Consider the following 22377-nt stretch of genomic DNA (forward strand, 5'->3'; position numbering starts at 1 on the left):
GCAAATGAACGTAAATGATATGTAGGGTGCGGCTTGCCGCACCACTGTGCTCATTTCTCGATTCCATGGCGCTTCATCTTCTCCCAAAGGTTTTTGCGAGATATACCGAGCGCATCCGCTGCCTGGCTCATTTTCCCGTCATTTTCGGTTAATGCCATGATGATTGCTTTGCGTTCCGCTGTTTCAATTGAGTGCCTCAGGGTTGTCATGCTGATGTTTTTGTTATCGTCTTCCTGGGTCAGCAGGTCATTGATGCTGATCCAGGGTGCGTCACACAAGGTGACCGCTCTTTCGATAGCATTTTTAAGTTCACGGACATTTCCCGGAAAGGGCATGGATTGCAGCTGTAACTCCACCTCTTTTGAAAGCCCTTTAATACTTTTCCCCGATTTTTTGACAAATTCAGAGGCGAACAACCTGGCGAGGTAGACAATATCTTCCCTGCGTTCCCGCAGTGGAGGGATGTCTATGTGAATGACATTGAGGCGCCAGTAGAGATCGGATCTGAATTCATTTCTCTTGATGGATTCAGCGAGAGCAACCTGGGTTGCGGCGATGATCCTGGCATCCAGTGTGACTGTTTCCGAGCCACCGACACGCTCGAATTCACGTTCCTGTAGAATGCGCAGTAGTTTGATCTGTATGTCGGGTGATACTTCGGCGATCTCATCGAGAAAGATTGTCCCACCTTGAGCCTGTTCAAAGCGACCGATACGTTGTTGTGTTGCCCCGGTGAAGGCCCCCTTTTCATGACCGAAGAGTTCACTTTCAATCAGGCTGGATGACAGTGCAGCACAGTTGACCTTGATCATAGGGCCATGTCGACGTTGACTATTGCGGTGTATCAGGGTGGCTATCACCTCTTTACCAACCCCGGATTCACCCGTGAGCAAGACTGAACTGTCACTCTCTCCAAGACGGGCAACCAGACGTTCAATTTTGCGCATGGCTGAACTTTTGCCAAGGAATCCACTACCAGGTTTGAAGTTGTTTTCGGCGTCTGAGTGATTGTGAGTCAATCGCCTGTCGGCACTACAGGAGAGGTGGTGTTCTATCTTGCCAATAAGGTCATTGATATCAAAGGGTTTGGCCAGATAATCAAGTGCCCCGGCCTTGACCAGGGTAACAGCATCCGATACGTCACAGTAGGCTGTCATGAGGATTACAGGAATGCCGGGAAACTGGAGAGTAATATCGCTAAACAGTTCAATGCCTGTGCCATCGGATAGGCGAATGTCCGTGACAACAAGGTCGATATCACCTTCTTCAAGCGCTTTTCTGGCGCTGGCAATGTTACTCACCGCACATACAGGAATCTGTTCCAGGTTCAACCTGTCTTCGAGTGACAGCCGCATGATTTCATCATCTTCAACCAATAGTACGCGATATTCGTTGAAACCACTCCTGTCTTGCATATCGTTAAGCTTACCCTGCATCAGGCTGCCTTGACTGCAATTATCGGTACGGAAACGTGGAATGTTGTACCCTGATTCTCGTCACTCATCACTTCAATTATACCTTCCATACTTTGCACCAATCGATACACGACCCAGAGCCCCAGCCCTGTGCCGTTTGTCTTGGTTGTGAAAAAAGGATCAAAAAGTTGATTCCTTATGTTGGCCGGTATTCCTGGACCGTTATCACTGACCTCGATGATCAGATGGGCCCCATTCTGATGCATGCAGAAAACAACATTTCCTCCCTGTGGAAGTATTTCTATTGCATTCTTCAGCAGGTTGCAGACGATCTGTTCGATTTTTCCAGGAATATGGAGATCCTTGTTGGCACGATTATCCCAGACCACATCGATACTCCTGTCTCCAATCTCAGCCTGAATGAGATCATGAAGTTTATCAATATCCTGAATGCTTATTGATTCATGACTCTCTTCAATCTTAAGCCCTACCAACAGGCTGTGAACGATATCTTTGATTCTGTGCAGTCCTAGGTCGATGACCGGTAGGTAACGGTCAATCAGTTTTTTATCGTCTGGGTGCTTGCGCAACGTATCGATACAGTTCAAAAGCCCAGCAAGGGGGTTGTTTACTTCATGTGCAACACCTGCTGTTATACGTCCGAGCGCAACCAGTTTCTCACTCATTGCGATCTCCTCTTCGAGCATCTTTTTTTCAGCCAATTCAACCATGATTTGGTTAAAGGTGACACTGAGGCGGCCGATCTCGTCCCTCTCCTTGATTGGAATAGGTGTGAAGTCCGTCATCTCACCCCGACCGACCGCTTCCAGTCCCTGGGTGACTGCGGTAAGGGGTTTGACCATGCGTCGTGACACAATTGTTCCCAAAACGCTGCCGATAATAACGAAGCAGAATACAAGTGCAAGAACGATCAGCGCGGTATCTTTTGCTTTTTCGTATAATTGCGCGACAGACAAACGAACTCGAACAACACCCATATATTTTTGATCAGAGAAGATTGGAACGACACCTTCCTGAAAACCTGTCTTTGAAAAACCCCCACTGCTTAGCACAATGGTTGACCTTGTATTCATGGCTTGTTTAAACAGCCTCTCTTCAATCTTGTTGTCAGGTGAAAACGGTAGGCCAATTTTATTACCCGCGGGATGAAGATGTGCCAGAACCTTGCCATCTGCATCCAGTATCATTGCAGTGATTACTTCATGACCACCTGTTGTGTCTGATCTTCTGGATGCCATGTTCTTCAAGCTAAGATAGAGCTGCCAGTAGTCACTGCGCAGCATAACCTTGGGTGTGGTGACGGCGACAAATTCGGATAGCAGAAGGGCCTTGGCACCTAATTCATCCTGAAAGCGTTTCAGGTCCTGTACCACGATCACTGCGCCGATCATAAAACCTACTGCCGCCACAACAGTTGTGATGGTAAGTGATAGCTTGATAGCCAATGGCCATGATTTTGGGCTGAATATCGGCATCGAAACTCTATACTTAGTCAGTTGGTAACATGGAATAGATAGGATCGGATCGTTTGATTTTGTAAACCATAGCGCGGATATCGTTGAACAATGAATCAGAAAAGTGACCAAAGCCGTCCAGTTTCAGGTTTTCCAGGAGTGCCTTGCCGGCTGAATCCTCATCCATTCTCTCTAAGGTACTCTTCATCAGACCGACAGTGGCGTCGTTTACACCTACACGGGAAACAATAGGTGGAAAGCCGAAGCTGGGTGAAGTTTTTATGATTCTGGTTTTCTCAGTGATGTCGGGTCTGAAGATGGCTAGATATTCCCATATATAGGAATCGACGGCTCCGGCATCAGCAACTTGTTCGGAGACAGCCTGAACTGTCTCAGCATGATTGAAAGTAAAAAAAGTATGGCGGAAAAATGTTTCTGGTTTCTCACCTTTCTCTATCATTAAGGAAAGAGGATAGAGGAATCCTGAATTGGAATCAGGATCTGAGAAGGCAAATATTTTTCCCTTCAGGTCGCTGAAGTGTTGGTCTGGGCTGTCATGGTGAACAATGATGTAAGAGTGATAACGGGGTGCGCCTCGGTAGATCGGTACGGTCAGCAGTTGCAGCGATTCAGGTTTTCTGATCTGGACATATGGATAACCGCATATCCAGGCAAAATCGATACCACCTGAATCCAACAGATCCATCACATCCTGATAAGATTTCCGCAGCACAAATTCAACCTTACGATTCATCTTCTGACCTAGATATTGGCTCCACTGGTCTAGAAACCTGAGATTTTCAGTGACTACCACAGCGGTTAAACCAAAGCGTATGGGCGGCTCTGTTTCGCTGGCAAAAACAGGATTGATCCAGATAAGCATTAATAAACAGATCAGACGCACTGGTGTTCCTCAAGAAAGATTGCTACTCAGTATTCAGGTTTGGATTAAATGTCACGACCATACTTTCATTAAGTATGTGTCTTGTACTCTATGTGGGTGACATAAGCTTTCGTTGACTATAACTGTCACTATTTGTAAAGCCCTATCCTGGAAAGGATAGCAAAAAAACCACTATATATATCTGGATATCGTCATCTTGATATAAATGTAGTTGCGCTATTGCCGCTCTGATGACAAATAGTAGTGACTGTTTCGGCAGGGTAAATAAGAATATGGTGAGTTGCTGTCACCTATTTTCACTCTGTTACCCATTGGTAACGGAATGATATCGAGTAGTTACTCTAACAGTATGAAATTTATAGTTTAGTTTTTCCTGGTTACCTTTTTTCTGTTTTTGTTACCGCCTGGTAACAAGTTTTAGCCTTAATCTCACCAGCATTATATTAATCTTGTTAATTCAAGTAGATAGAAATATGGCGCGACTCTTGCCCTTTTGTTCAGCAATGCATTTTTTCTCATACCGAATAACTTAGCCATAGTTTGGAGTTGGAGAAGACTGGGCAATGAACAGTGGCGGCGGGATAAATATTACCTGGCGATTGGCGGCAATTCTTTTTGTTGCGGCAATTCTGTTTTTTTTAACTGCCTGGGGTGGTGTTGAGTACTATACCGCACAATCCTCATTTTGTGGCGGTAGTTGCCATACCATGACAGAACAGTATGAGGCCTGGAAATCGAACTACCACCACAAGAGCAACAACCCTGATGGGATGCAGGCAGATTGCGTAGATTGTCACTTTCTACCAGGTGATAAACACTCTCTGAAGGCAAAATATGAGGGATTGCGACATCTGGCTGCCTATCTCTATAACCCGAATGCGCCACTACCCATACGCCCGGTGATCCCGGATGGCGCCTGTCTGCAAGCAGGTTGCCACGATCGGGAAATGCTTGGCCAAATTGAAATACAGTACACAGAGAAGGTTCGCTTCAAACACCAGGTCCATTTCAGTGACCAGGCGCTCGATGGCTACCCGATTACTTGTGATACCTGCCACTTTAAAACATCAGAAGCCAAGCATTTTGAGGTCCCCACGGAGATCTGCTATCTGTGCCATTTGAAGCTTGAAAAACCCACCCTTGATAAGGCTGAGATGAGTGAGTGTTGTACAGGTGGCGATATTCAGAAGATCACCTTCGTAAACAGACCAGCCATAGATTTCAACCAGGGGGCGTCCCGTTGCGATATCTGTCATGCGATCCCTGAAACATCCTTGCAAAGCCAGTTGCAGGTCGGTGATGAGGCAACAACCAAGAAACCGATAACACATCAGTCGATACAGGAAGCGAATGTGGCCTGTGAGAGCTGCCATTTCGAGGTGGTGAAGGGCGGGGGAGAGGTCGTTACCGGAAATGTGGTGTCGAATGGATGCTTGACCTGCCACAACAGAAGTCAAACCCTGCTGGCCACTGCAGGAGACAAGACACTGATGCATGACAAGCATGTGCCCGACAAGGCGGACTGTTTTGATTGCCATAGTGTGATCGAACACAAGAACAGAACCGATCATCTCGATTTTGTACGCAACGATTGCCAACTCTGCCACGTTGATCAACATAAATATCAAAAGCTGCTGCTTTCAGGAATGCCTGTTGATGAGGAGATTTCAGGTACTCCGCATCTGATGTATGAAGTCAATACCAACTGTATGGCTTGTCATCTAAAGAAGACATTGAGCAGGGGGCATGATGTAAGAACTGCATCCGGTGATACCTGCGCTGCCTGTCACACAGATCAGCATATACAAATGCTCAGCGACTGGAAGGAGTTGCTCGGCAGTGAGGTTGCTGATGTAGAAGAGGTTGAAACTGAAGCACTGGATCTGCTTGCAGAATTGGAAGCGAACTTGACTGAGGAGCAGTTATCCCTGGCAGAGTCGATGATGGGCAAGGGCAAAGAGCTGTTGAATATAGTGCGTGTCGGTAACGGCGTTCACAACAAGAAATATGCAATCACTATTCTTGATGGCGCCTTTGGTAATTTCGAAGACACGATTGAACTACTTGAAGCAACAAGGACTACTGAATGAGGCGTTAGCAGTATTACGCTACCAATACACGCGGAGGATGAGGAGAGAACAGTATGAGTGATCAGAAACAACCGGAAATCAGTCGCCGCAAGTTTCTAGGTGGCGTCGGTTCCGCAGCCGCTGGTGCAGCAGCACTGGCAACACCAAATGTTTCGCTTGAGGCGGCGCAATCGAAAGCCCCTCGCTGGGCAATGGTCATGGATCTCAGGCGGTGTATTGGCTGCAGGGCCTGTACGGTGGCATGTAAATCGGAGAACAGGGTATCGCTTGGCCGGTTCAGGGCAGTCATCCAAGAGAAGACCATGGGTAGCTATCCAAATACTAAGAAGGCATTCCTGCCATTGATGTGTAATCACTGCGAAGGAAATGAAAAGGATGCTGTTCCGCCATGTGTGAAAGCCTGTCCGGAATACCCTGGCAAGCGTGTCAAGTTCAAGACTGCTGATGGGAAGACAATACGTTATCGGACTGGCGCTACTTATAAACGACCGGACGGCTTGATCCTGATAGATAAAGAGAAGTGCATCGGTTGTGGCAAATGTATTGATGCCTGTCCGTATGGTGTTCGTTCATTTGATCCCTTTGTCAAAGCTGGTGCTGATCCAACCAAGCAGGCAGCCGACAAGTGCGATATGTGCGCACATCGAGTCGACAATGGGGTAGAGCCATCATGTGTCAATACCTGTCAAGGGCGTGCGCGTATCTTTGGCGATCTTAACGATCCAAACAGCCAGGTTTCGCAACTCGTGAAACAGCACAATCTTGCGACACCCGATAATGTGCTGCTTGCTGATGAGGGAACCAACCCGCATGTGTTCTATATTGATCCGGATAATATCTTAAAGACCCTCTATACACAGCGGAAGAAGGGAAAACTGGACCACTTTGTGGATCAGATTGTTTAGTCCCTTGCGGCATGTTTTTAGAGAGGAATTGATATGAAAAAGTTAAATCGTCGAAATTTTATCAAATTGGCAGCTGGTGGCGGCAGTGCATTGGCTGCAGGATTGGGTTTCAGTCAAGGTGCATTGGCCGGATCGATCAAGCTGCAGGCAGGAGGCCGCGATTTCTCACCAACCACCAAGAAGGAGTTGCAGGCAATTCCTACCGCCTGTTGGCAGTGTGTTACCCGTGATGCCATGATCGGCTATGTTGAAGATGGACGGGTGGTAAAACTGGAGGGTCACCCTGACTCCATTCGTACCCTTGGCAAGCTTTGCGCCAAGGGACAGGCCGGCGTCAATCATGTCTATTTCCCGGATCGTATTCTCTATCCAATGCTGCGTGTGGGTAAGCGTGGTGAACATAAGTGGAAGAGAGTCTCCTGGGATGAGGCACTGGATCTTATGGCATCCAAGCTCAAACCGCTGCTTGATGCCGGCACACCGGAACTGTTCATGTACCAGTATGGCCGCCACAAGGGTAGTCAGTCCTCGATCATGCACGATTTCATGGATGCCTTCGGTTCGCACACCATTGGCACCCATACATCGGTCTGTGAAGGACCAAAATGGGTTGGTCAGGAGAGCTTATGGGGCGGGATGTACGATAACTGGGATTACGATCATACAGATTTCGTGGTGAATTTTGGTTCAAACCAGTTCGAGACCCATACCAACCACATACCAACTTCGCAACGTCTGATTAGGGCAATGGTTGACCGCAACGTCCCCCTCTACACCTTTGATGTGCGTCTTTCCAACACGGCTGCCAAATCAACCGAGTGGATTCCCATCAACGTTGGCAAGGACGGTCTTGTGATGCTTGCCATGGTCAACGTAATAATGAACGAAAAATTGTTCCGCAGGGATCATCTTAAATATATGCGTGTATCGCCGGATTATCATGCCACTGATGATGAAAAGATCGCGGCTATTAAAAAGCATGTCGAAAAGTTCACGCCGGAGTTTGCGGCAAAGGAAAGCGGTGTTCCGGCCGATAAGATCAGGCAGATTGCACGCGGCTATGCCAAGGCCAAGTCAGCTTGTTTGATTGGTTATCGTGGCACTGTTATGCATTATCACGGCGCGGATCAGGAGCGCGCTGCGATGTTGCTGTCGGCGATAACCAATAACCTGGATAGAAAAGGTGGGCGGGTAATGGGCGTAGGCGCCGGTTGGAAGGCACCCCATTCACCCAAGGCCAAAGTACAAAAAGGTCTGGATATCGTGAATGGTTTTCCTGGTGAAGCGGCTTTTCCAACTCACCAATGCAGCCAGCAAAACCTTCCGATGATCAAGGATGGGCAAAATGGCAGACCCAAGGTTTACTGGTCGAGCTGTAACAATCAGGCCTTTATAAATGGAAACAACAACGAGGCTGAAGCGATCTTGAAGGATGAGAGCTTGATTCCGTTCTATGTGAATTCAAATATCGTTTATGACGAGACTTCACAATACGCCGACCTTATCCTGCCGGATGTCACCTATCTGGAACGCTGGGATACTGAAGATATGGTATCTCCGACCGGAGTTGCCGAGTACTACATCCGACAACCCCTTATCAAGCCGCTGGGTGAGGCGCGGGATCAGGGTGAGATTTTCGCCGGATTGGCGAAGCGGTTGGGTATCGAACTGGCCTATTCGAGCAAGGAGGAGTATGTGCGTAAGTCCTGTGAATTGACACCGGGAGTCAAGGAGGCCGGTGGCTTCGAGTACATGAAGAAACAGGGTGTCTGGCACGATAAGAACGCCAAGCCGAATTTTGGTTTCTATGAAGCCAAGGTTGATGTCTCCGGCGATGGTGTGATTCTCGATGAGAAGACAGGTGTCTACTGGAATTACAAGCAGGCGGGGGTCAGCGAGGCCGAGGCCAGGAGTAAAGGATTCCTGGGAGTCGAGGGGGCTAAGGATGCCTATGTTGCTCAGAATATTGCTGGAACGCCACGCAAGGCCTATCCACCCAATACATCTTTTGTAAAGTCCGGATTGCTCGACTTCTACTCAGACAACTTTGCGGCAAAGGGATTCCCGCCGTTCCCAACTTATACGCCGATACCCGAGCATCAGAAGATGGGTAAGGATGATTTGCATTTGACTACCTACAAGGTGGCCGTGCATACCCACTCTCGCACATCGCATTGCAAGTGGCTCACTGAGATCAAGCACGACAATCCAGCTTGGATAAATAGCAAGACTGCTGCTGCTCGTGGCATCAAGGATGGTGACCGCATCAAGGTGGCCAGTGAGCTTGGTGAGATAACCACCACGGCCCATGTTACCGAGGGAATCATCCCCGGTATCATCGCCATTTCACACCACTTGGGACGTCAGCATTCAGGTATCTACGGATCGGGTAAAAGTTCTCCCACACCCGGGGGTGCAAGCGCAGATCCGGATGCCAAGAATATGTGGTGGGACAAGCATGGAATACATCCCAATTCAATCATTCCGAACAGTTCCGACCCGATTAGTGGCGGACAACGGTGGATGGATACAGTGGTAAAAGTCGCCAAGGTATAGATTCATAGAAAGCATCGGCAGCCCCGTAATGAGGGGCTGCTGAATCGCGACGAATGGTTGATTGTAGCAGGAGGATTGATATGGGAATTGACAGAAAAGACTTGGTTGATAGTGCCAGATCAAGAAGTGATATATATGGGCTATTGAGTACGGTTTTTCGACGCGAGCCCAGTCAGGACCTGATCAAGAGAATGAGGAGTGACAGTTTGTTGGGTACCTTCACCGGCTTGGGTGTTGAATTAGGTGAGCGGTTCTATAACGACCGTGAATCTGAGGTGGTTGAGGAGTTGGCAATAGAGTATGCCCGCCTGTTCATCGGTCCTGGTCAACATATCTCTGCCCATGAGTCTATCTTTAACGAGGCAGATGGTGAAATGGGTGGCCTATGGGGTGTAAAGACTGTCGAAGTGAAAAAATTTATCCAGGCCACCGGTCTCGAATATGGGAAAAACTTTACCGGTCTTCCTGATCATATCAGTGTTGAACTTGAGTTTATGCAGAAACTGACAGAGTGGGAAGCCGACAAGTGGCTGCAGGAAGACCGAGAGAGTGCAGAACAATGTCAGCTAGTGCAGCATAAGTTTCTAGAACAACATCTCCTGTGTTGGGTGAATTCTTTCTGTGATGCAGTCTTGGATCAGGCTGAAATACCCTTCTATAGAGTGATGGCTGAGCTGACTAAACAGTATATGGAGTTTGAACGGCAGAGCATTGCAACCGATACAGCTGCTTGAGATGAGGCATCTTTGCTCCCAAGTGCCTTGACCTGGCGCGGTCCATTATAGCTGCGCTAGGTGCTGATTAGGGGGTCGATCAATATATTGAGCATATTCATATTGTTCACCAGCGCCGGTTGATGGTGTATTCACCCGGTTGGCGTACGAACGGAAGCATCAGCATACCCGGCAGTCGATCCACCTTTTGTGGATCGCGAAACTCATTCACGCCGATCTCCATCGCCACATGTCCTTCGGGGGGTTGCGCCACATAGGTACCGAACAGGCGATCCCACCAGGGTAGATTGAAACCGAAGTTGGAGTTGGCCAAGGGGGCATGGATCGAATGGTGAACCCGGTGCATGTCGGGTGTGACTACAAACAGGCGCAACACCCGGTCGATCTTTTCCGGTATCGAGATATTACCGTGATTGAACATGGCGGTGGCATTCAGCAAAACCTCAAAAATCACTACTGCTACCACCGGCGGCCCCAGCAGTGTAATGGTGGCCATTTTAATCAGCATGGAGAGGATGATCTCAATGGTGTGAAAGCGGGCACCGGTTGTGACATCGTAATCAAGGTCGGCATGGTGGACCCGGTGCAAGCGCCAGAGCAGGGGAACGGCATGGACCATCACATGCTGCAGGTAGATGACGAAATCCATTGCCACCACCGCCATGATCGCTGCCAGCGGAAGTGGTAGCGCGTAGTGGTTGAGCACTCCCCAACCCTGTTCCTGGGCAACTACCGCCATACCCACTGCAGCTGCTGGGAAGAGTAGGCGCAGAACCACAGAGTTGAGTGCGATAAGGCCGAGATTGTTAATCCAGCGAGCCCCTTTGGAATCAGTCAGCTGACGACGGGGTGAGAAGACCTCCCACAGGGCTATGAGGGCGAATATACCGAAAAAGAAGCTCAAACGGATGGGGAGTTCGTTGCCAAGGACCCAGTCGTTCCAATTCATGACCATCTATCCTCCAATGCCATTTCTGCTATAATTTTTTAAATATCCATAATTCAATAGATCTCTTGAATTATTGAAGTTCATTGGGGCCAATATGTCAAGTACGCATTTCAAACACGATCTGTTCAATGAGTTTGCCCGGGTCGCTAAGGCGATGAGTAACGGTTACCGTTTGGAATTGTTGGAATTTCTGGCGCAGGGCGAACGCAGTGTGGATGCCTTGGCGCAGGTATCGGGACTGACGGTGGCGAATACTTCGCAACACCTGCAGCAGTTGCGGCAGGCAGGCCTGGTGGTTAACCGCAAGGAGGGTCACAAGGTCATTTATCGCTTGAGTGGTATGGATGTTTCATCCCTGCTCGCAGCATTGCGCGAAGTGGCGGAACACCGCCTGGCGGAAGTGGACCGTCTTGTGGATGACTATCTGAAGGTCAAAGACGGCCTGGAGCCCATACCGGCCAGTGAACTGCTCGAGCGTGTGAAACAGGGCCTGGTAACCGTGCTGGATGTTCGCCCCAGGGAGGAGTACCAATCGGGGCATCTGCCCGGAGCCATCAACATCCCGATTAACGAGCTTGAAGCACATCTTGACAGTTTGGATCCAGAACGTGAAATCGTCGCCTACTGTCGCGGTCCCCATTGTGTATTGGCCTTTGATGCGGTGGCCAAACTGAGACTGAAAGGATTGACGGCGTACCGTTTGGAAGGGGGGCTTCCGGAGTGGCTGCTGGAGGGATTACCGGTCGAGAGATGATCAAACCCGGTAGATCACATATTAGCCCTCTTTCATAAACCATTGATCGGACATATAGTTAAATTATGAAGGGCTGGGGCTGTTTTTGCGCCCAGCGGCGTTATCATTCGCTCATGTAGCCGGGCTACACCACGCTCATTCTGCCTTGCTGGGCGCAAAAACAGTCCCAGCAGAGTGCACCCCAAGGGCACTTCCTGCGGGGCGCATTGGATTAGTGTTAACAGGCCTTAGGGTAATGTCCACTCAAGATGGATCTCGTGGACCATGTTTTCTATGCCAATATGTCAGGCAGCAGATATGACTCATGTGAATATCATAGGCAATAACGGAATGGAGTTTCCGTGGGATTATTTGCCAGGTAATCAGACAGAACCAGCCTTTACTGCCGAGGTGACTGCGCATGGCGGTATCGATCTATTAGATGCCAATCCGGCCTGGTTTCAGTTGATGCAGCGGTGCAGTGAACCATCGGCCTCGGCTGCTGGCGATGTAGCCGGGAAAGACGGGGCTTCGCAACAATTTTTCCAGCAGCTCCGGGAAAATTTTCAGGAAAACGATGCGTACAACCTATCCTCCTGGATTCCTATCATCGTTGGTGGACGTAGCCTGCTGGCGCAAATAACGCCTATTTGCGATGTGGAGAGTCATATTGTGCGTTTGATGGGAAATGTCAGGGATATCACAGACAAGGCTGATTCCGAAGGCGAACGTCTGTCGAATCTTTGTTTTTTCAAGAACATGGACAGGATCAATCGCACTATCCAGCAGGCGTCGGATCTGAAACAGATGATGAGCGATGTGCTCGATTTGGTTCTAGATATATTCAACTGCGACCGTACCTTTCTGCTCCACCCCTGTGATCCCGATGCCGCCACCTGGCAGGTGCCAATGGAGCGAACCCGGCCAGCCTACCCTGGGGCGCAGGCGCTGGGGCTCGAGATCGAGATGACGCCTGAAGTTGCAGACTCCTTCCTACACATGCTTGCCAGCGATGGTCCGATTCAATTTGGTCCTGAAACAATCCGGATCATCCCGCCAGAGGTGGAGACGCAGTTTCAGGTGAAGTCCTTCATGTCTATGGTGATCTATCCGAAGATCGGCAAGCCCTGGCAGTTCGGTATCCATCAATGTTCCTCGGTACGGAAATGGAGCGCCAGTGAAGAGCGCCTGCTGAATGAAATCGGTTTACGCCTGTCTGATGGTTTGACCAGCATGCTGATCCTTCGTGATCTGAAAGAGAGCGAGGGAAAGCTCAAAGAGGCTGAACTGCAGTTTCATACCCTGTTCGATAACCTCCCTGATTGTATCGCGCGTTTTGACCGCGATGGACGCGTGCTTCTGCTAAATCAGACGTCTCTGAAAACCTTCAACCTGAGTGCAGAAGAGGCTGTTGGCACGTTACTGACTTCCAACGGGCCCAGTAGTGACCCGGAAAATGCCATGCTCACAACAATTATCAGGCGCACCTTCGACGAGGGGATTGCTAACCGTTTGGAGACCGAATGGCAGACGGGGGAAGGCAGACGCAGCTACAGTGTACTGTATATTCCCGAAAAGGATGAACATGACCGGGTGGTGAGTGTGATCGGCATCGCTCATGATATCACTGATCAGAAGATGGCTGAGGAGGAGTTGCGGCACAGTGAGGAGCGTTACCGGCTCATCGTGGATACGGCAAGTGAGGGGGTCTGGGTTGTCGACAGCGACAACATCACCACATTCGTCAACTCATCTATGGCGGAGATGCTGGGTTATAGCGTACAGGAAATGCTGGGCCGAAAGATGTCGGATTTTCTGTTTGCGGAGGATACGGAGAGTCACCAGGAGATAGAATCGATATTACATCATGGTGAAACCGATGTCAGCGAGAGAAGGCTTCGCCGCATAGATGGTAAAAATTTGTGGACGCTCGCCTCTGCATCACCGATTTTAAGCAGAGAACAGGGATACAAGGGCTCGATCACCCTGTTTACCGATATTACCCAACGAAGGTTGCAGCAGGAGCAGCTGCTCTACCAGGCACATTACGACGCGTTGACCGGTCTGCCAAACCGTTTTCTGGCGTTGGATCGTCTGCAACAGAATATTAATCTGGCAGCACGCAAAGGCGAAACTACAGCCCTGCTGTTTCTGGATCTGGACGATTTCAAAAAGATAAACGATGCCCTTGGACACGAGGTGGGTGATCAGGTTCTGAGAATGGCTGCGACTCGACTTGAACAGACTATTCGCAGTTCGGACACTGTTGCTCGCTTGGGGGGTGATGAGTTTGTTGTTCTGATCCAAGAAAATGCAGATGCAGAAGCGATACGTCCTGTAGCCGAGAAAATCCTTGAGACCTTCCAGGAGATTTTTTTGGTCATGAATAGGCAGGTAATGCTGACCGCAAGCATGGGTATCTCGATCTACCCTGACCACGGAGATAAACCGCTGCTGTTGCTGCGCAATGCTGATACGGCGATGTACCATTCGAAGGCAATGGGCGGAAATACCTTTCATTACTTTACTGAATCGATGAATCGACATGTGGCCCATCGTCTGCAGATGGAGGAGCAGTTACGCATGGCCCTTCAGCGTAATGAGTTATATATCGAGTTTCAGCCGATGGTTGAATTGTCCAGCGACAAGATTATTGGTGTTGAAGCCCTATTGAGGTGGCATAACGAAATCCTGGGTCGGGTATCTACCACCGAGTTTATTGAAATTGCTGAACAGACTGGCATGATAATCACAATCGGTGAATGGGTGATCGATACTGCATTGACCTACCTGAAGCATTGGGAACGTTGGATCGATGAAGACTTTCGCATGGCCTTGAACGTATCACCCCGTCAGTTCAGAAAAGTGGGTTTCGTCGATCTGCTTGGACGTGCCATGAAACGTGCGGGTGTTACTGGTAATCAAATCGAACTGGAGATCACCGAAGGCATGCTGCTTGGTGATGAGGTGGGTGCGGCCCAAATCATAACCAAACTGCATGAACTAGGTGTGAGTATCTCGATGGATGATTTTGGCACCGGCTATTCATCGCTCAGTTATTTAAGAGACTACCATTTCGATACTTTGAAGATCGATCGTGTTTTCGTGCGAGATATTATAGAAGATCCAAGCGATCGCGAATTAATCATCGCAACCTTACGTATGGCGAAGGGATTGGGTGTCAGGGTTGTGGCTGAGGGAGTAGAGTCGGCTGAGCAGTTGGAGTTTCTTAGACAGGAAGGCTGTGATTTTGTGCAGGGATGGTATTTTAGCAAGTCTGTATCACCTGATGATTTCGCAGAAATGCTACAGCACAAAAGGCACCTGCCTTAAGAGTAAGTAATGTGCGGCCGTGTGATCGATGATGTATGCTTTGGTCACCCGTGCTGGGTGGCCCGGGGGTGAAGTATATCGATGCAGGGAGAGGTCGTTGCATCCCAATCCGGTCCCACACTCTTACAGATTGAACATTTTGTCTGGGTCTATAATCCCCTCTTTATAGTTATTCAAACATTCACAGCCCTTGTTGCACGCTCTCTTTTCGATTGGAACGTCAAAACCGCCTTCTCTCATCGCAAGTTTTAGCGCACCGTATGCCATACTGAAATAATCCACCTGGTGTTGATCTGTATGTAGTTTCGGGTCATCGAGTATAATCCTGTTAAGATGACTGAGAAGTGGTAATTTTCCTGCGCAATGGCGAAATACCACCATGTGATCAAAGCTTCCGTATGAGAAGTTGTGGGCCAAGTCGTTGGCTGAGACAAACCATTTTCTTTCATGGTGGGTATTACTGTCCCATTTCATGGGATTGCTTTTTGTAACCCAAACCTTTCCTGTAAATGTGTTTCTGATGATTTCAATATCAAGTTCTAAAAGCACAGGACCATGTTCATGTGCGCTGTTGGCACTTTTATGTATGTCTATGGAATCGGCAAATATATCATTCCGGATACTATAATTATTGCCGCTGTGGCTCGATTTTGGTGTGGTCTTTTGTACGCCAAGTTTTTCGATATATTCGCGTGACATCAAGCATCGATTTCTAAGAAAAAGAGATGAATTTTCAACACTGTTTGCATGTAGTATTGAAGAGACGCCTTTATCTTTGAGGATCTCATAGATCCTCTTGGGTAGTATTTCCATTGCAACATTCCAGCCTGAAATTAACAGTTATCTGGCATTGCCAGTTAATAGCGCCTTTGAATATTAGGTGCAATCCAATAGCGTTCAGTATCATAGCTCTTCACTTTACGGTATAGATAGACACTCATCACAAGTTCAACACCATATAAATGAGAGTTGCTTATTGATTTCTTTACTGATATGGCAAATGGTGTGTGAGAAACTTTATTGCTAATGCATGCATAGGCATGGGAGGCGCGTAGCTTGATGGTCACAATAAACATTACTTGTTAAATAGTAATTCGTTTTTGTTTTAAACTAAGAAATGACTAAGTGAGGAGATCACAATGAATCATGCGCTGATGGTTCACGACTGTGGTGGTAGTGAAGTTTTGCAGTGGCAAGAGCTTCCACTTGTCGAGCCCACTCCCGGTGAGGTGCGCATCAAACATAGTGCCGTTGGGCTTAATTTCATCGATATCTATCATCGAACCGGTCTCTATCCTGGCGGGAGCCTGCCCTTTGTCCCAGGCCTTGAGGCGGCCGGTACCATAGAGTCAGTGGGAGAGGGGGTCGAGGGATTTTCACCCGGGGATCGGGTGGCCTATGCGGGTGGTCCCCTGGGTGCCTATACAGAGTCTAGAAATTTCCCAGCGGAACGTTTGATCAAACTGCCTGAGGGTATCAGTGAAAAACAGGCCGCGGCCATGATGCTCAAGGGTATGACAGCCGAGTACCTGATCCGCCGGACTTACCCGGTGCAGGCGGGGGAGACCATTCTAGTCCACGCGGCGGCTGGCGGCGTCGGTCAGCTGCTCTGTCAGTGGGCGGTGGCACTCGGTGCCGAAGTCATCGCTACAGTCAGCAGTGAGGAGAAAGCGGATGTGGTGCGCGCACTCGGATGCCACCATATCATTAACTACCGTAACCAGGATGTCGTGGAGCAAGTCAAGGCAATCACCACTGGCGCAGGTGTACCGGTGGTCTATGACTCGGTGGGAAAAGATACCTTTGAGGCCTCACTGTCGGTGCTCGCACCCCTGGGCACCCTGGTCTCCTTCGGCCAGGCTTCGGGTAAGGTGCCGCCTTTCGATGTCACACAGCTGAGCACCATGGGCTCTCTCTATCTGACCCGCCCTACACTCTTCGACTACACCAGAACCAGGGAGCAATTGCTGCAGAGTTCAAGGGCACTCTTCGATATGGTCCTGGGGGGAGAGATCAAGCTTGAGATCGCCCAGGAATATCCGCTCAGGGAGGCAGCGCAGGCCCACCAGGCCCTGGAGTCACGTAACACCAGGGGCAGCACGCTGCTCCTGCCGGACTGAGCCTGCTGCCGCAAGCCAGCATCCAAATCGAGGTGATCCTGTGATATGCCAATGTGTTCGCCAGGTTGGACTTGACCTTGGCTGAGATCTGGTTCAGCGTTACCACACTTTCAACCACGAGCAGCATGATGTCAGAGGAACAATCAAACCACTATCGACCCAGCCAGGGGGCGGCCAGCTCCCAGGCAGCCGTCGAGCGTTTCTGTGATGGCTGCAACTGCTCACAGGCGGTGTTGACAACCTATGCCAAGCGTTACGCCCTCGATGAGGGGCTGGCTATGCGTATCGCATCCGGTCTTGGCGGCGGAGTGGGTCGTATGGGGGATGTTTGTGGTACCCTCACCGGCGCTGCGCTGGTATTGGGTCTGGAACTGGGTCCCGAGAGAATGGAGGAGAGTGATGCCAAGGAGGCGACCTATGTGGCAACCCGACAGCTTCAGGAGCGTTTTATCGAACGCCACGGCAGCAGCCGCTGCAGGGAGCTGCTGGAGAAGGATCTGAGTGTCCCCGAAGAGTACCGGCAGGCTAAAGCGCTGGATCTGTTTAAAACCCGCTGCCCCCTATATGTGGAGACGGCGGTGATCCTGCTCGACGAACTGCTCAACGAAAAGAAGATCAATATGAAACAGAAAATCCTAACCATGCTCGAACTGCAGGATGCCATGAACCGTAAGGTGAATGACGACTGGCGGGATGCGGGCTATCCCTGGTATCGGGCGATCTGGACCGAGTGCGCTGAAATGCTCGACCACTACGGCTGGAAGTGGTGGAAACACCAAAAACCCGATATGCAACAGGTCCACCTGGAGATCGTCGACATCTGGCACTTTGCCCTGAGCGACCTGATCCTGCATAACACCACCCTCGAGGAGGCGGCTGAGTTGGCTATGAAGGGATTGGGTGAACCCTCTGAAGCGGTGGATTTCAGGACCTCCATCGAACAGCTGGCAATGGCCAGTATCCAGACCCAGTCAGCCGACATCAGCCATTTTGCCGCAGTGATGCAGGCAGCCGAGCTGGGTTTCGATGAGCTCTTCAAGACCTATGTGGGAAAGAATGTGCTCAACTTTTTCCGCCAGGATCACGGTTACAAGGAGGGTAGCTATATCAAGCTTTGGAACGGGCGCGAGGACAACGAACATCTGGCGGATATTCTAGCCAACCTCGATGCCAGCAGTTCGGGCTTCAGCGATGAAGTCTATCGCCAGTTGGAGCAGGCCTACCCGGCTGAATGATGCATAACCCCGCCTGCCAGTAAAGAGCGAGCAGGCCCGGATCGGGCCTGCCGTTTATGGTATGGGCTCAGAAACCTTTTCGGCCGGGACCGAATCCCTTCTTTGACCAGCGAAGATCCTGCAGTTGTTCACGCTGTTCCTCGGTTAGTACGCTGTTTATCTTGTTGCGCACCTCTGCACGCAGCACGATCATGCGGGTAACCTGGTCACCCTGTTTTTCCGCCAGGCTACGGATACTGGCCATGTCTGCATTGTCAATCATCGCATCGCGCAGGTCGGTGCGGTTATCCTGCATCGCATCGCGTAAGTCCCGCATGGCGTCACGTGTGGCCTTGCGAATATCCTTCAAAACCTGCTTCTGTTCTGTGCTCAGGTCGTCAAGCTGTGTCAGGGCAGCCATCGGTCCATGTTTGCCACCCCGATCGCAACCACCGTGACCTTTGGGACCACCAAAGGCCATGGCGGCACCGGCGCTGGTGAAAAGCAGGGTGGAAAGGCTGATAATCGCAATCCGTTGATATGTGGGTTTCATCTTTAGTCTCCAATGTTGTTGCTGAATACTGCACCATGGCAGCTGTTTAAATTTTAAGTTTTCCTTGCATCAAGTTGGGTCAGGTTCTGTCAGCTTTGGCAAAGAATTACAAAGTGACCTAATGCCTAGGGTGTGAATTTATCCGTGCCTGAATCATTCAGGCAGGAGTCAACAATGCACGCTCTCTCATGCGCCGCCGGCGTCTCAGCCAGGAGATGGACCCACTCAGGATCAGCAGGCTCAATGCCGAAGCGCCCAACAGATTGATGGTGCCACTCAGAGGGCCGGCCCAGGTGCCCTCATGCAGGGTTTTGACAAGATTCTCCTGGGGATTTATGGGGGTGACGGAGTGATCGGTTAGAATCAGTAGCTGTTTATCCCCTTTGTCATATGTGCTGACGAGCACACTGCCGCCTCGGAGGCGTCGTACCATGTTCAGGCTGTCCAGCCCTTGGGTTTGTTGTGCACGACTCAATACGTCGGCCAGTGGCAGGCGGCTATCTGGCTGGCTCATACTCGGTAGTTCAGGCATGCCCACATGCAGGCTCATCAATACCCCGGTCAAGGGTAATATCAGCACCATCGGCAACAAGAACCAGCCGACGCCTCGATGCCAACCCATCAGGTTATTGCGCAGACGCGGCCATGGCAGTAGCAGTGCCATGAGCATCATCAGTATCATCAGATAGCTGGCGATCTGAATCAGGATATCGGCGCCAAACAACAGCTCCTTGTGTAGATGCTCAGCGAATTCGAAGAGATTGAATCGGATTGGTGCATCGTTGCCACAGGCGCATACACCACTACTCAAATCATATCGCCCTGCGATCTGCGGATCCTGTGAACGTACATCTGCCTGGTTGGTTGCCATGTCGATGGAGATGGCATCCACCTCATCGCCTTCGGGATCGATGCGCTCCAGGAGTTTGATGACTTGGGCTGCGGGGGCAGCATTCAAGCTGTCCGGTACCGATTGCTGCACTATCGGTTTAAACGCCAGCACGGCACCCGACAGGGCAATCAGCAGAAACAGCGGCGCCAGTCCGATACCTATCCAGCGATGAAGTTTGAAAAGGGTGGGTTTGAGTCTCTTGAAGTTCATGCTTCAGCTCCGGTGAATAACCTGTGCGGCAAGCATATGAGCTAAAGCGTCAATGGAGTGGTAAGTTATGCAAGCGAGTGCAAAGAAGTGCAAATCCGGCCTTTCAAACGCTGGGAGCCAGGCGTTAAACAAGTCAGAATAGATGGTGCAATGAAAAAGATACTGCTGATCGATGACGACGTGGCCCTGTGCGAATTGCTTACCGAGTATCTGGTGGGTGAGGGTTTTGCCGTGGAGAGTGCGCATAGCGGTCCGGAGGGGGTTTCCCGCGCCGTTGCCCATGATTGGGATGCGATCGTGCTGGATGTCATGCTACCCGGCATGAACGGCTTCGATGTGTTGCGGCAGATACAGGCAGAGAGTGCCGTACCGGTGCTGATGTTGACCGCCCGGGGTGATGATACCGATACCGTGCTCGGGTTGGAGCTGGGGGCAGATGATTATGTGGCCAAACCCTGTAGCCCCCGGGTGCTGGTGGCGCGGTTGCGTAATCTGTTTCGCCGCAAGCTAGAGCAAACCACAGTGGAGACAGAGCAGCGGGTCGGCGATCTCGATTACGACAAGCAGAACCGGCGGGTGCGGGTGGGTGATCGTGATGTGGAACTGACCGGCGCCGAGTTCAATCTGCTGGTGTTGTTGCTTGAGCATGCCGGTGATCTGGTCTCCAAGGAGATCCTGGCCAAGCAGGGCCTGGGGCGGGCATTACAGGCCTACGATCGCCGCATCGAAACCCACATGGCCCAGATCCGCAAGAAGCTTGGCCCCCTGCCGGACGGTTCCCCGCGTATCAAGACGGTGCGCGGCGCCGGCTACCAATATCTGGTGAGCGAGTGAGCCTGTTTCTGCGTATCTTTCTCTCCTTCTGGCTGGCGAGCCTGCTGCTGGCCCTCTCCTTCTTTCTGATCCAGCGCCACTACGGTGGCGAGGTGGTGGAACAGGTAGAGGCGGTGATGCAGGCCCAGGCGGAGACGGCGGCGGTGTTGTGGCGGGACGGGGGTGACAAGGCGCTGCATCGATGGCTGCATCGTCAACCCAAGCGGCACCGGCTGGTGCTGGTCGACGAGGGGGGCGAGTCGCTGAGACGCCGACCGCTGCCTCCCCATCTCAAACAGATACTGCCGCGGGCGATCAGTCCGGGGGTAGAGCGCATTCGCCCGGGACATCTGATGCTCGTTGTGGAATTGCCCGAGGTGGCGCCAAAACGCTTTCTGCTCACGATTATCGATCTCGGCAGGCTTCATGGCATGCCGATATGGGCGCGCGGGCTGTTGGCGATCCTTATCTTCGCCCTGGTCAGCCTGTTGCTTGCAAGGATGTTGACCCGACAGGTGCGCCCATTAAGGCAGGCGGCCCAACGCATGGCCGAAGGGGATCTGAGCGGCCGGGTCGAGCTCAAGGGGAGGGATGAGATCAGCGCCCTGGGGGGCGATTTCAACCTGATGGCGGAGCGGCTCAACGACCTGCTGCAGAGTCAGCGTCAGTTGGTGCGGGATGTCTCTCACGAGCTGCGTTCTCCCCTGGCGCGGCTGCGGGTCGCCCTGGAGCTGGCGGAGAGGGAGGAGGACCGTACAAAGGCCCTGGGCCGCATCGAACAGGAGGCAGACGAACTGGAACGTCTGGTCACCGAGCTCCTCTCCCTGGCCCGCCTGGAGTCGGGGCAGGCCGGGCTGGAAAGGCAACGCCTGGACCTCCATGGGTTGTTGGAGAAGGTGGTGACCGATGCCGAGTTCGAGGCCCAGGCGCAGCAGAAAGGGGTGAGTGTCAGCAGCGAGGCGGTGACCCTGGAGGGTGACGCGGTGCTGCTGCGCTCCGCGGTGGAGAATGTGGTAAGGAATGCCATCCGCCATACTCCACCGGGCCAAGCCATCCAGGTTTCGTTGACCAGTGAGAAAAATGATTGCTTGATTCGAGTGAGGGATTTTGGACCCGGTGTCGACGACTCTCAACTGGAGTCCATGTTCGATCCCTTCACCCGCACCGCCGATGCGCGAGAGCGAGATAGTGGAGGTTTCGGCCTTGGTTTGGCCATCGCAAGACGCGCCATGCAGATTCATGGCGGTGATGCCTTAGCGAGAAATCACCCGGAGGGGGGATTGGAGGTCACACTACGGCTACCCTTGTATGAGTAAATTGACTTCATCCAGCGAACTTCAATCTTGAAGGCCCTGCCGGGGGATGGGATTTGGTCTCATAAAGCCTATAACAACCCCGGGAAGCTCATTGTGAGCCTAATGACAAATGTTGTGATCCACGCTACACAACATCCTGTCTGATCCGTGCAACCCATTGAAATT

The 22377-nt window shown here is 51.0% G+C and carries 17 protein-coding genes; 10 read left to right on the forward strand and 7 right to left on the reverse strand.

The window, feature by feature from the left end:
* Positions 1 to 50: 50 nt before the first annotated feature.
* From R2K28_RS05700 to R2K28_RS05710, 3 genes are read right to left on the reverse strand one after another with little or no spacing between them, the layout of a single operon-like run.
* On the reverse strand, positions 51 to 1436 hold the full coding sequence (locus tag R2K28_RS05700; RefSeq protein ID WP_316368399.1) for a sigma-54-dependent transcriptional regulator: 1386 nt from the start codon (positions 1434 to 1436) through the stop codon (positions 51 to 53).
* Positions 1436 to 2911 carry a HAMP domain-containing sensor histidine kinase gene (locus R2K28_RS05705; protein ID WP_316368400.1) on the reverse strand — a complete coding sequence of 492 codons (1476 nt, stop codon included), beginning with the start codon at positions 2909 to 2911 and terminating at the stop codon, positions 1436 to 1438. The genes R2K28_RS05700 and R2K28_RS05705 overlap by 1 nt, the downstream gene beginning before the upstream one ends.
* Positions 2912 to 2924: 13 nt before the next feature.
* Positions 2925 to 3794: a substrate-binding domain-containing protein gene (locus R2K28_RS05710; RefSeq protein ID WP_316368401.1), complete on the reverse strand. Its 870-nt coding sequence runs from the start codon at positions 3792 to 3794 to the stop codon at positions 2925 to 2927.
* A 563-nt stretch (positions 3795 to 4357) separates the two neighbouring features.
* Between R2K28_RS05710 and R2K28_RS05715 the strand changes: the two genes are divergently transcribed.
* The 4 genes from R2K28_RS05715 to R2K28_RS05730 all read left to right on the forward strand — a co-directional run bounded on the left by R2K28_RS05715 (position 4358) and on the right by R2K28_RS05730 (position 10079).
* Positions 4358 to 5884 (forward strand): NapC/NirT family cytochrome c, encoded by a 1527-nt coding sequence (locus tag R2K28_RS05715; protein ID WP_316368402.1) that lies wholly within the window; start codon positions 4358 to 4360, stop codon positions 5882 to 5884.
* Between the two features lie 53 nt (positions 5885 to 5937).
* Positions 5938 to 6789 (forward strand): 4Fe-4S dicluster domain-containing protein, encoded by an 852-nt coding sequence (locus R2K28_RS05720; RefSeq protein ID WP_316368403.1) that lies wholly within the window; start codon positions 5938 to 5940, stop codon positions 6787 to 6789.
* A gap of 33 nt (positions 6790 to 6822) precedes the next feature.
* On the forward strand, positions 6823 to 9345 hold the full coding sequence (locus R2K28_RS05725) for a molybdopterin-containing oxidoreductase family protein (RefSeq protein WP_316368404.1): 2523 nt from the start codon (positions 6823 to 6825) through the stop codon (positions 9343 to 9345).
* Between the two features lie 80 nt (positions 9346 to 9425).
* On the forward strand, positions 9426 to 10079 hold the full coding sequence (locus R2K28_RS05730) for a TorD/DmsD family molecular chaperone (RefSeq protein ID WP_316368405.1): 654 nt from the start codon (positions 9426 to 9428) through the stop codon (positions 10077 to 10079).
* Between the two features lie 106 nt (positions 10080 to 10185).
* Here R2K28_RS05730 and R2K28_RS05735 read toward each other — a convergent pair whose 3' ends face one another.
* Positions 10186 to 11028: a sterol desaturase family protein gene (locus tag R2K28_RS05735; RefSeq protein WP_316368406.1), complete on the reverse strand. Its 843-nt coding sequence runs from the start codon at positions 11026 to 11028 to the stop codon at positions 10186 to 10188.
* 94 nt (positions 11029 to 11122) lie between these two features.
* Between R2K28_RS05735 and R2K28_RS05740 the strand changes: the two genes are divergently transcribed.
* A complete protein-coding gene (locus R2K28_RS05740; protein ID WP_316368407.1) occupies positions 11123 to 11782 on the forward strand; it encodes an ArsR/SmtB family transcription factor in 660 nt (219 codons plus the stop codon).
* Between the two features lie 351 nt (positions 11783 to 12133).
* Positions 12134 to 15094: a putative bifunctional diguanylate cyclase/phosphodiesterase gene (locus R2K28_RS05745; protein ID WP_316368408.1), complete on the forward strand. Its 2961-nt coding sequence runs from the start codon at positions 12134 to 12136 to the stop codon at positions 15092 to 15094.
* Positions 15095 to 15217: 123 nt separating this feature from the next.
* Here the strand turns inward: R2K28_RS05745 and R2K28_RS05750 are convergent, their stop codons facing one another.
* Positions 15218 to 15907: a hypothetical protein gene (locus R2K28_RS05750; protein ID WP_316368409.1), complete on the reverse strand. Its 690-nt coding sequence runs from the start codon at positions 15905 to 15907 to the stop codon at positions 15218 to 15220.
* A 326-nt stretch (positions 15908 to 16233) separates the two neighbouring features.
* Between R2K28_RS05750 and R2K28_RS05755 the strand changes: the two genes are divergently transcribed.
* Both R2K28_RS05755 and R2K28_RS05760 read left to right on the forward strand, forming a co-directional pair.
* Positions 16234 to 17214 carry a quinone oxidoreductase family protein gene (locus R2K28_RS05755; protein ID WP_316368410.1) on the forward strand — a complete coding sequence of 327 codons (981 nt, stop codon included), beginning with the start codon at positions 16234 to 16236 and terminating at the stop codon, positions 17212 to 17214.
* 77 nt (positions 17215 to 17291) lie between these two features.
* Positions 17292 to 18449 carry a C-GCAxxG-C-C family (seleno)protein gene (locus R2K28_RS05760; protein ID WP_316368411.1) on the forward strand — a complete coding sequence of 386 codons (1158 nt, stop codon included), beginning with the start codon at positions 17292 to 17294 and terminating at the stop codon, positions 18447 to 18449.
* Positions 18450 to 18516: 67 nt separating this feature from the next.
* Here the strand turns inward: R2K28_RS05760 and R2K28_RS05765 are convergent, their stop codons facing one another.
* Entirely contained in the window at positions 18517 to 18981 is a 465-nt protein-coding gene (locus tag R2K28_RS05765; RefSeq protein ID WP_316368412.1) for a Spy/CpxP family protein refolding chaperone, read from the reverse strand.
* 157 nt (positions 18982 to 19138) lie between these two features.
* Positions 19139 to 20083: a PepSY-associated TM helix domain-containing protein gene (locus R2K28_RS05770; RefSeq protein ID WP_316368413.1), complete on the reverse strand. Its 945-nt coding sequence runs from the start codon at positions 20081 to 20083 to the stop codon at positions 19139 to 19141.
* A 150-nt stretch (positions 20084 to 20233) separates the two neighbouring features.
* On the opposite strand from R2K28_RS05770, the gene R2K28_RS05775 reads away from it, so the two are divergent.
* Positions 20234 to 20917 carry a response regulator transcription factor gene (locus R2K28_RS05775; protein WP_316368414.1) on the forward strand — a complete coding sequence of 228 codons (684 nt, stop codon included), beginning with the start codon at positions 20234 to 20236 and terminating at the stop codon, positions 20915 to 20917.
* Positions 20914 to 22212: an ATP-binding protein gene (locus tag R2K28_RS05780; protein ID WP_316368415.1), complete on the forward strand. Its 1299-nt coding sequence runs from the start codon at positions 20914 to 20916 to the stop codon at positions 22210 to 22212. The genes R2K28_RS05775 and R2K28_RS05780 overlap by 4 nt, the downstream gene beginning before the upstream one ends.
* Positions 22213 to 22377 lie beyond the last annotated feature (165 nt).

Source organism: Candidatus Thiodiazotropha sp. CDECU1 (assembly GCF_963455295.1).
Lineage (GTDB): Bacteria > Pseudomonadota > Gammaproteobacteria > Chromatiales > Chromatiaceae > Thiodiazotropha.

Bases quoted from the DNA above. Each gene is read 5' to 3' on its own strand.
- R2K28_RS05725 (WP_316368404.1), top strand. From the start codon at position 6,823: ATGAAAAAGTTAAATCGTCGAAATTTTATCAAATTGGCAGCTGGTGGC.
- R2K28_RS05700 (WP_316368399.1), bottom strand. From the start codon at position 1,436: ATGCAGGGTAAGCTTAACGATATGCAAGACAGGAGTGGTTTCAACGAA.
- R2K28_RS05705 (WP_316368400.1), bottom strand. From the start codon at position 2,911: ATGCCGATATTCAGCCCAAAATCATGGCCATTGGCTATCAAGCTATCA.
- R2K28_RS05755 (WP_316368410.1), top strand. From the start codon at position 16,234: ATGAATCATGCGCTGATGGTTCACGACTGTGGTGGTAGTGAAGTTTTG.
- R2K28_RS05740 (WP_316368407.1), top strand. From the start codon at position 11,123: ATGTCAAGTACGCATTTCAAACACGATCTGTTCAATGAGTTTGCCCGG.
- R2K28_RS05750 (WP_316368409.1), bottom strand. From the start codon at position 15,907: ATGGAAATACTACCCAAGAGGATCTATGAGATCCTCAAAGATAAAGGC.
- R2K28_RS05735 (WP_316368406.1), bottom strand. From the start codon at position 11,028: ATGAATTGGAACGACTGGGTCCTTGGCAACGAACTCCCCATCCGTTTG.
- R2K28_RS05770 (WP_316368413.1), bottom strand. From the start codon at position 20,083: ATGAACTTCAAGAGACTCAAACCCACCCTTTTCAAACTTCATCGCTGG.
- R2K28_RS05775 (WP_316368414.1), top strand. From the start codon at position 20,234: ATGAAAAAGATACTGCTGATCGATGACGACGTGGCCCTGTGCGAATTG.
- R2K28_RS05765 (WP_316368412.1), bottom strand. From the start codon at position 18,981: ATGAAACCCACATATCAACGGATTGCGATTATCAGCCTTTCCACCCTG.
- R2K28_RS05715 (WP_316368402.1), top strand. From the start codon at position 4,358: ATGAACAGTGGCGGCGGGATAAATATTACCTGGCGATTGGCGGCAATT.
- R2K28_RS05730 (WP_316368405.1), top strand. From the start codon at position 9,426: ATGGGAATTGACAGAAAAGACTTGGTTGATAGTGCCAGATCAAGAAGT.
- R2K28_RS05720 (WP_316368403.1), top strand. From the start codon at position 5,938: ATGAGTGATCAGAAACAACCGGAAATCAGTCGCCGCAAGTTTCTAGGT.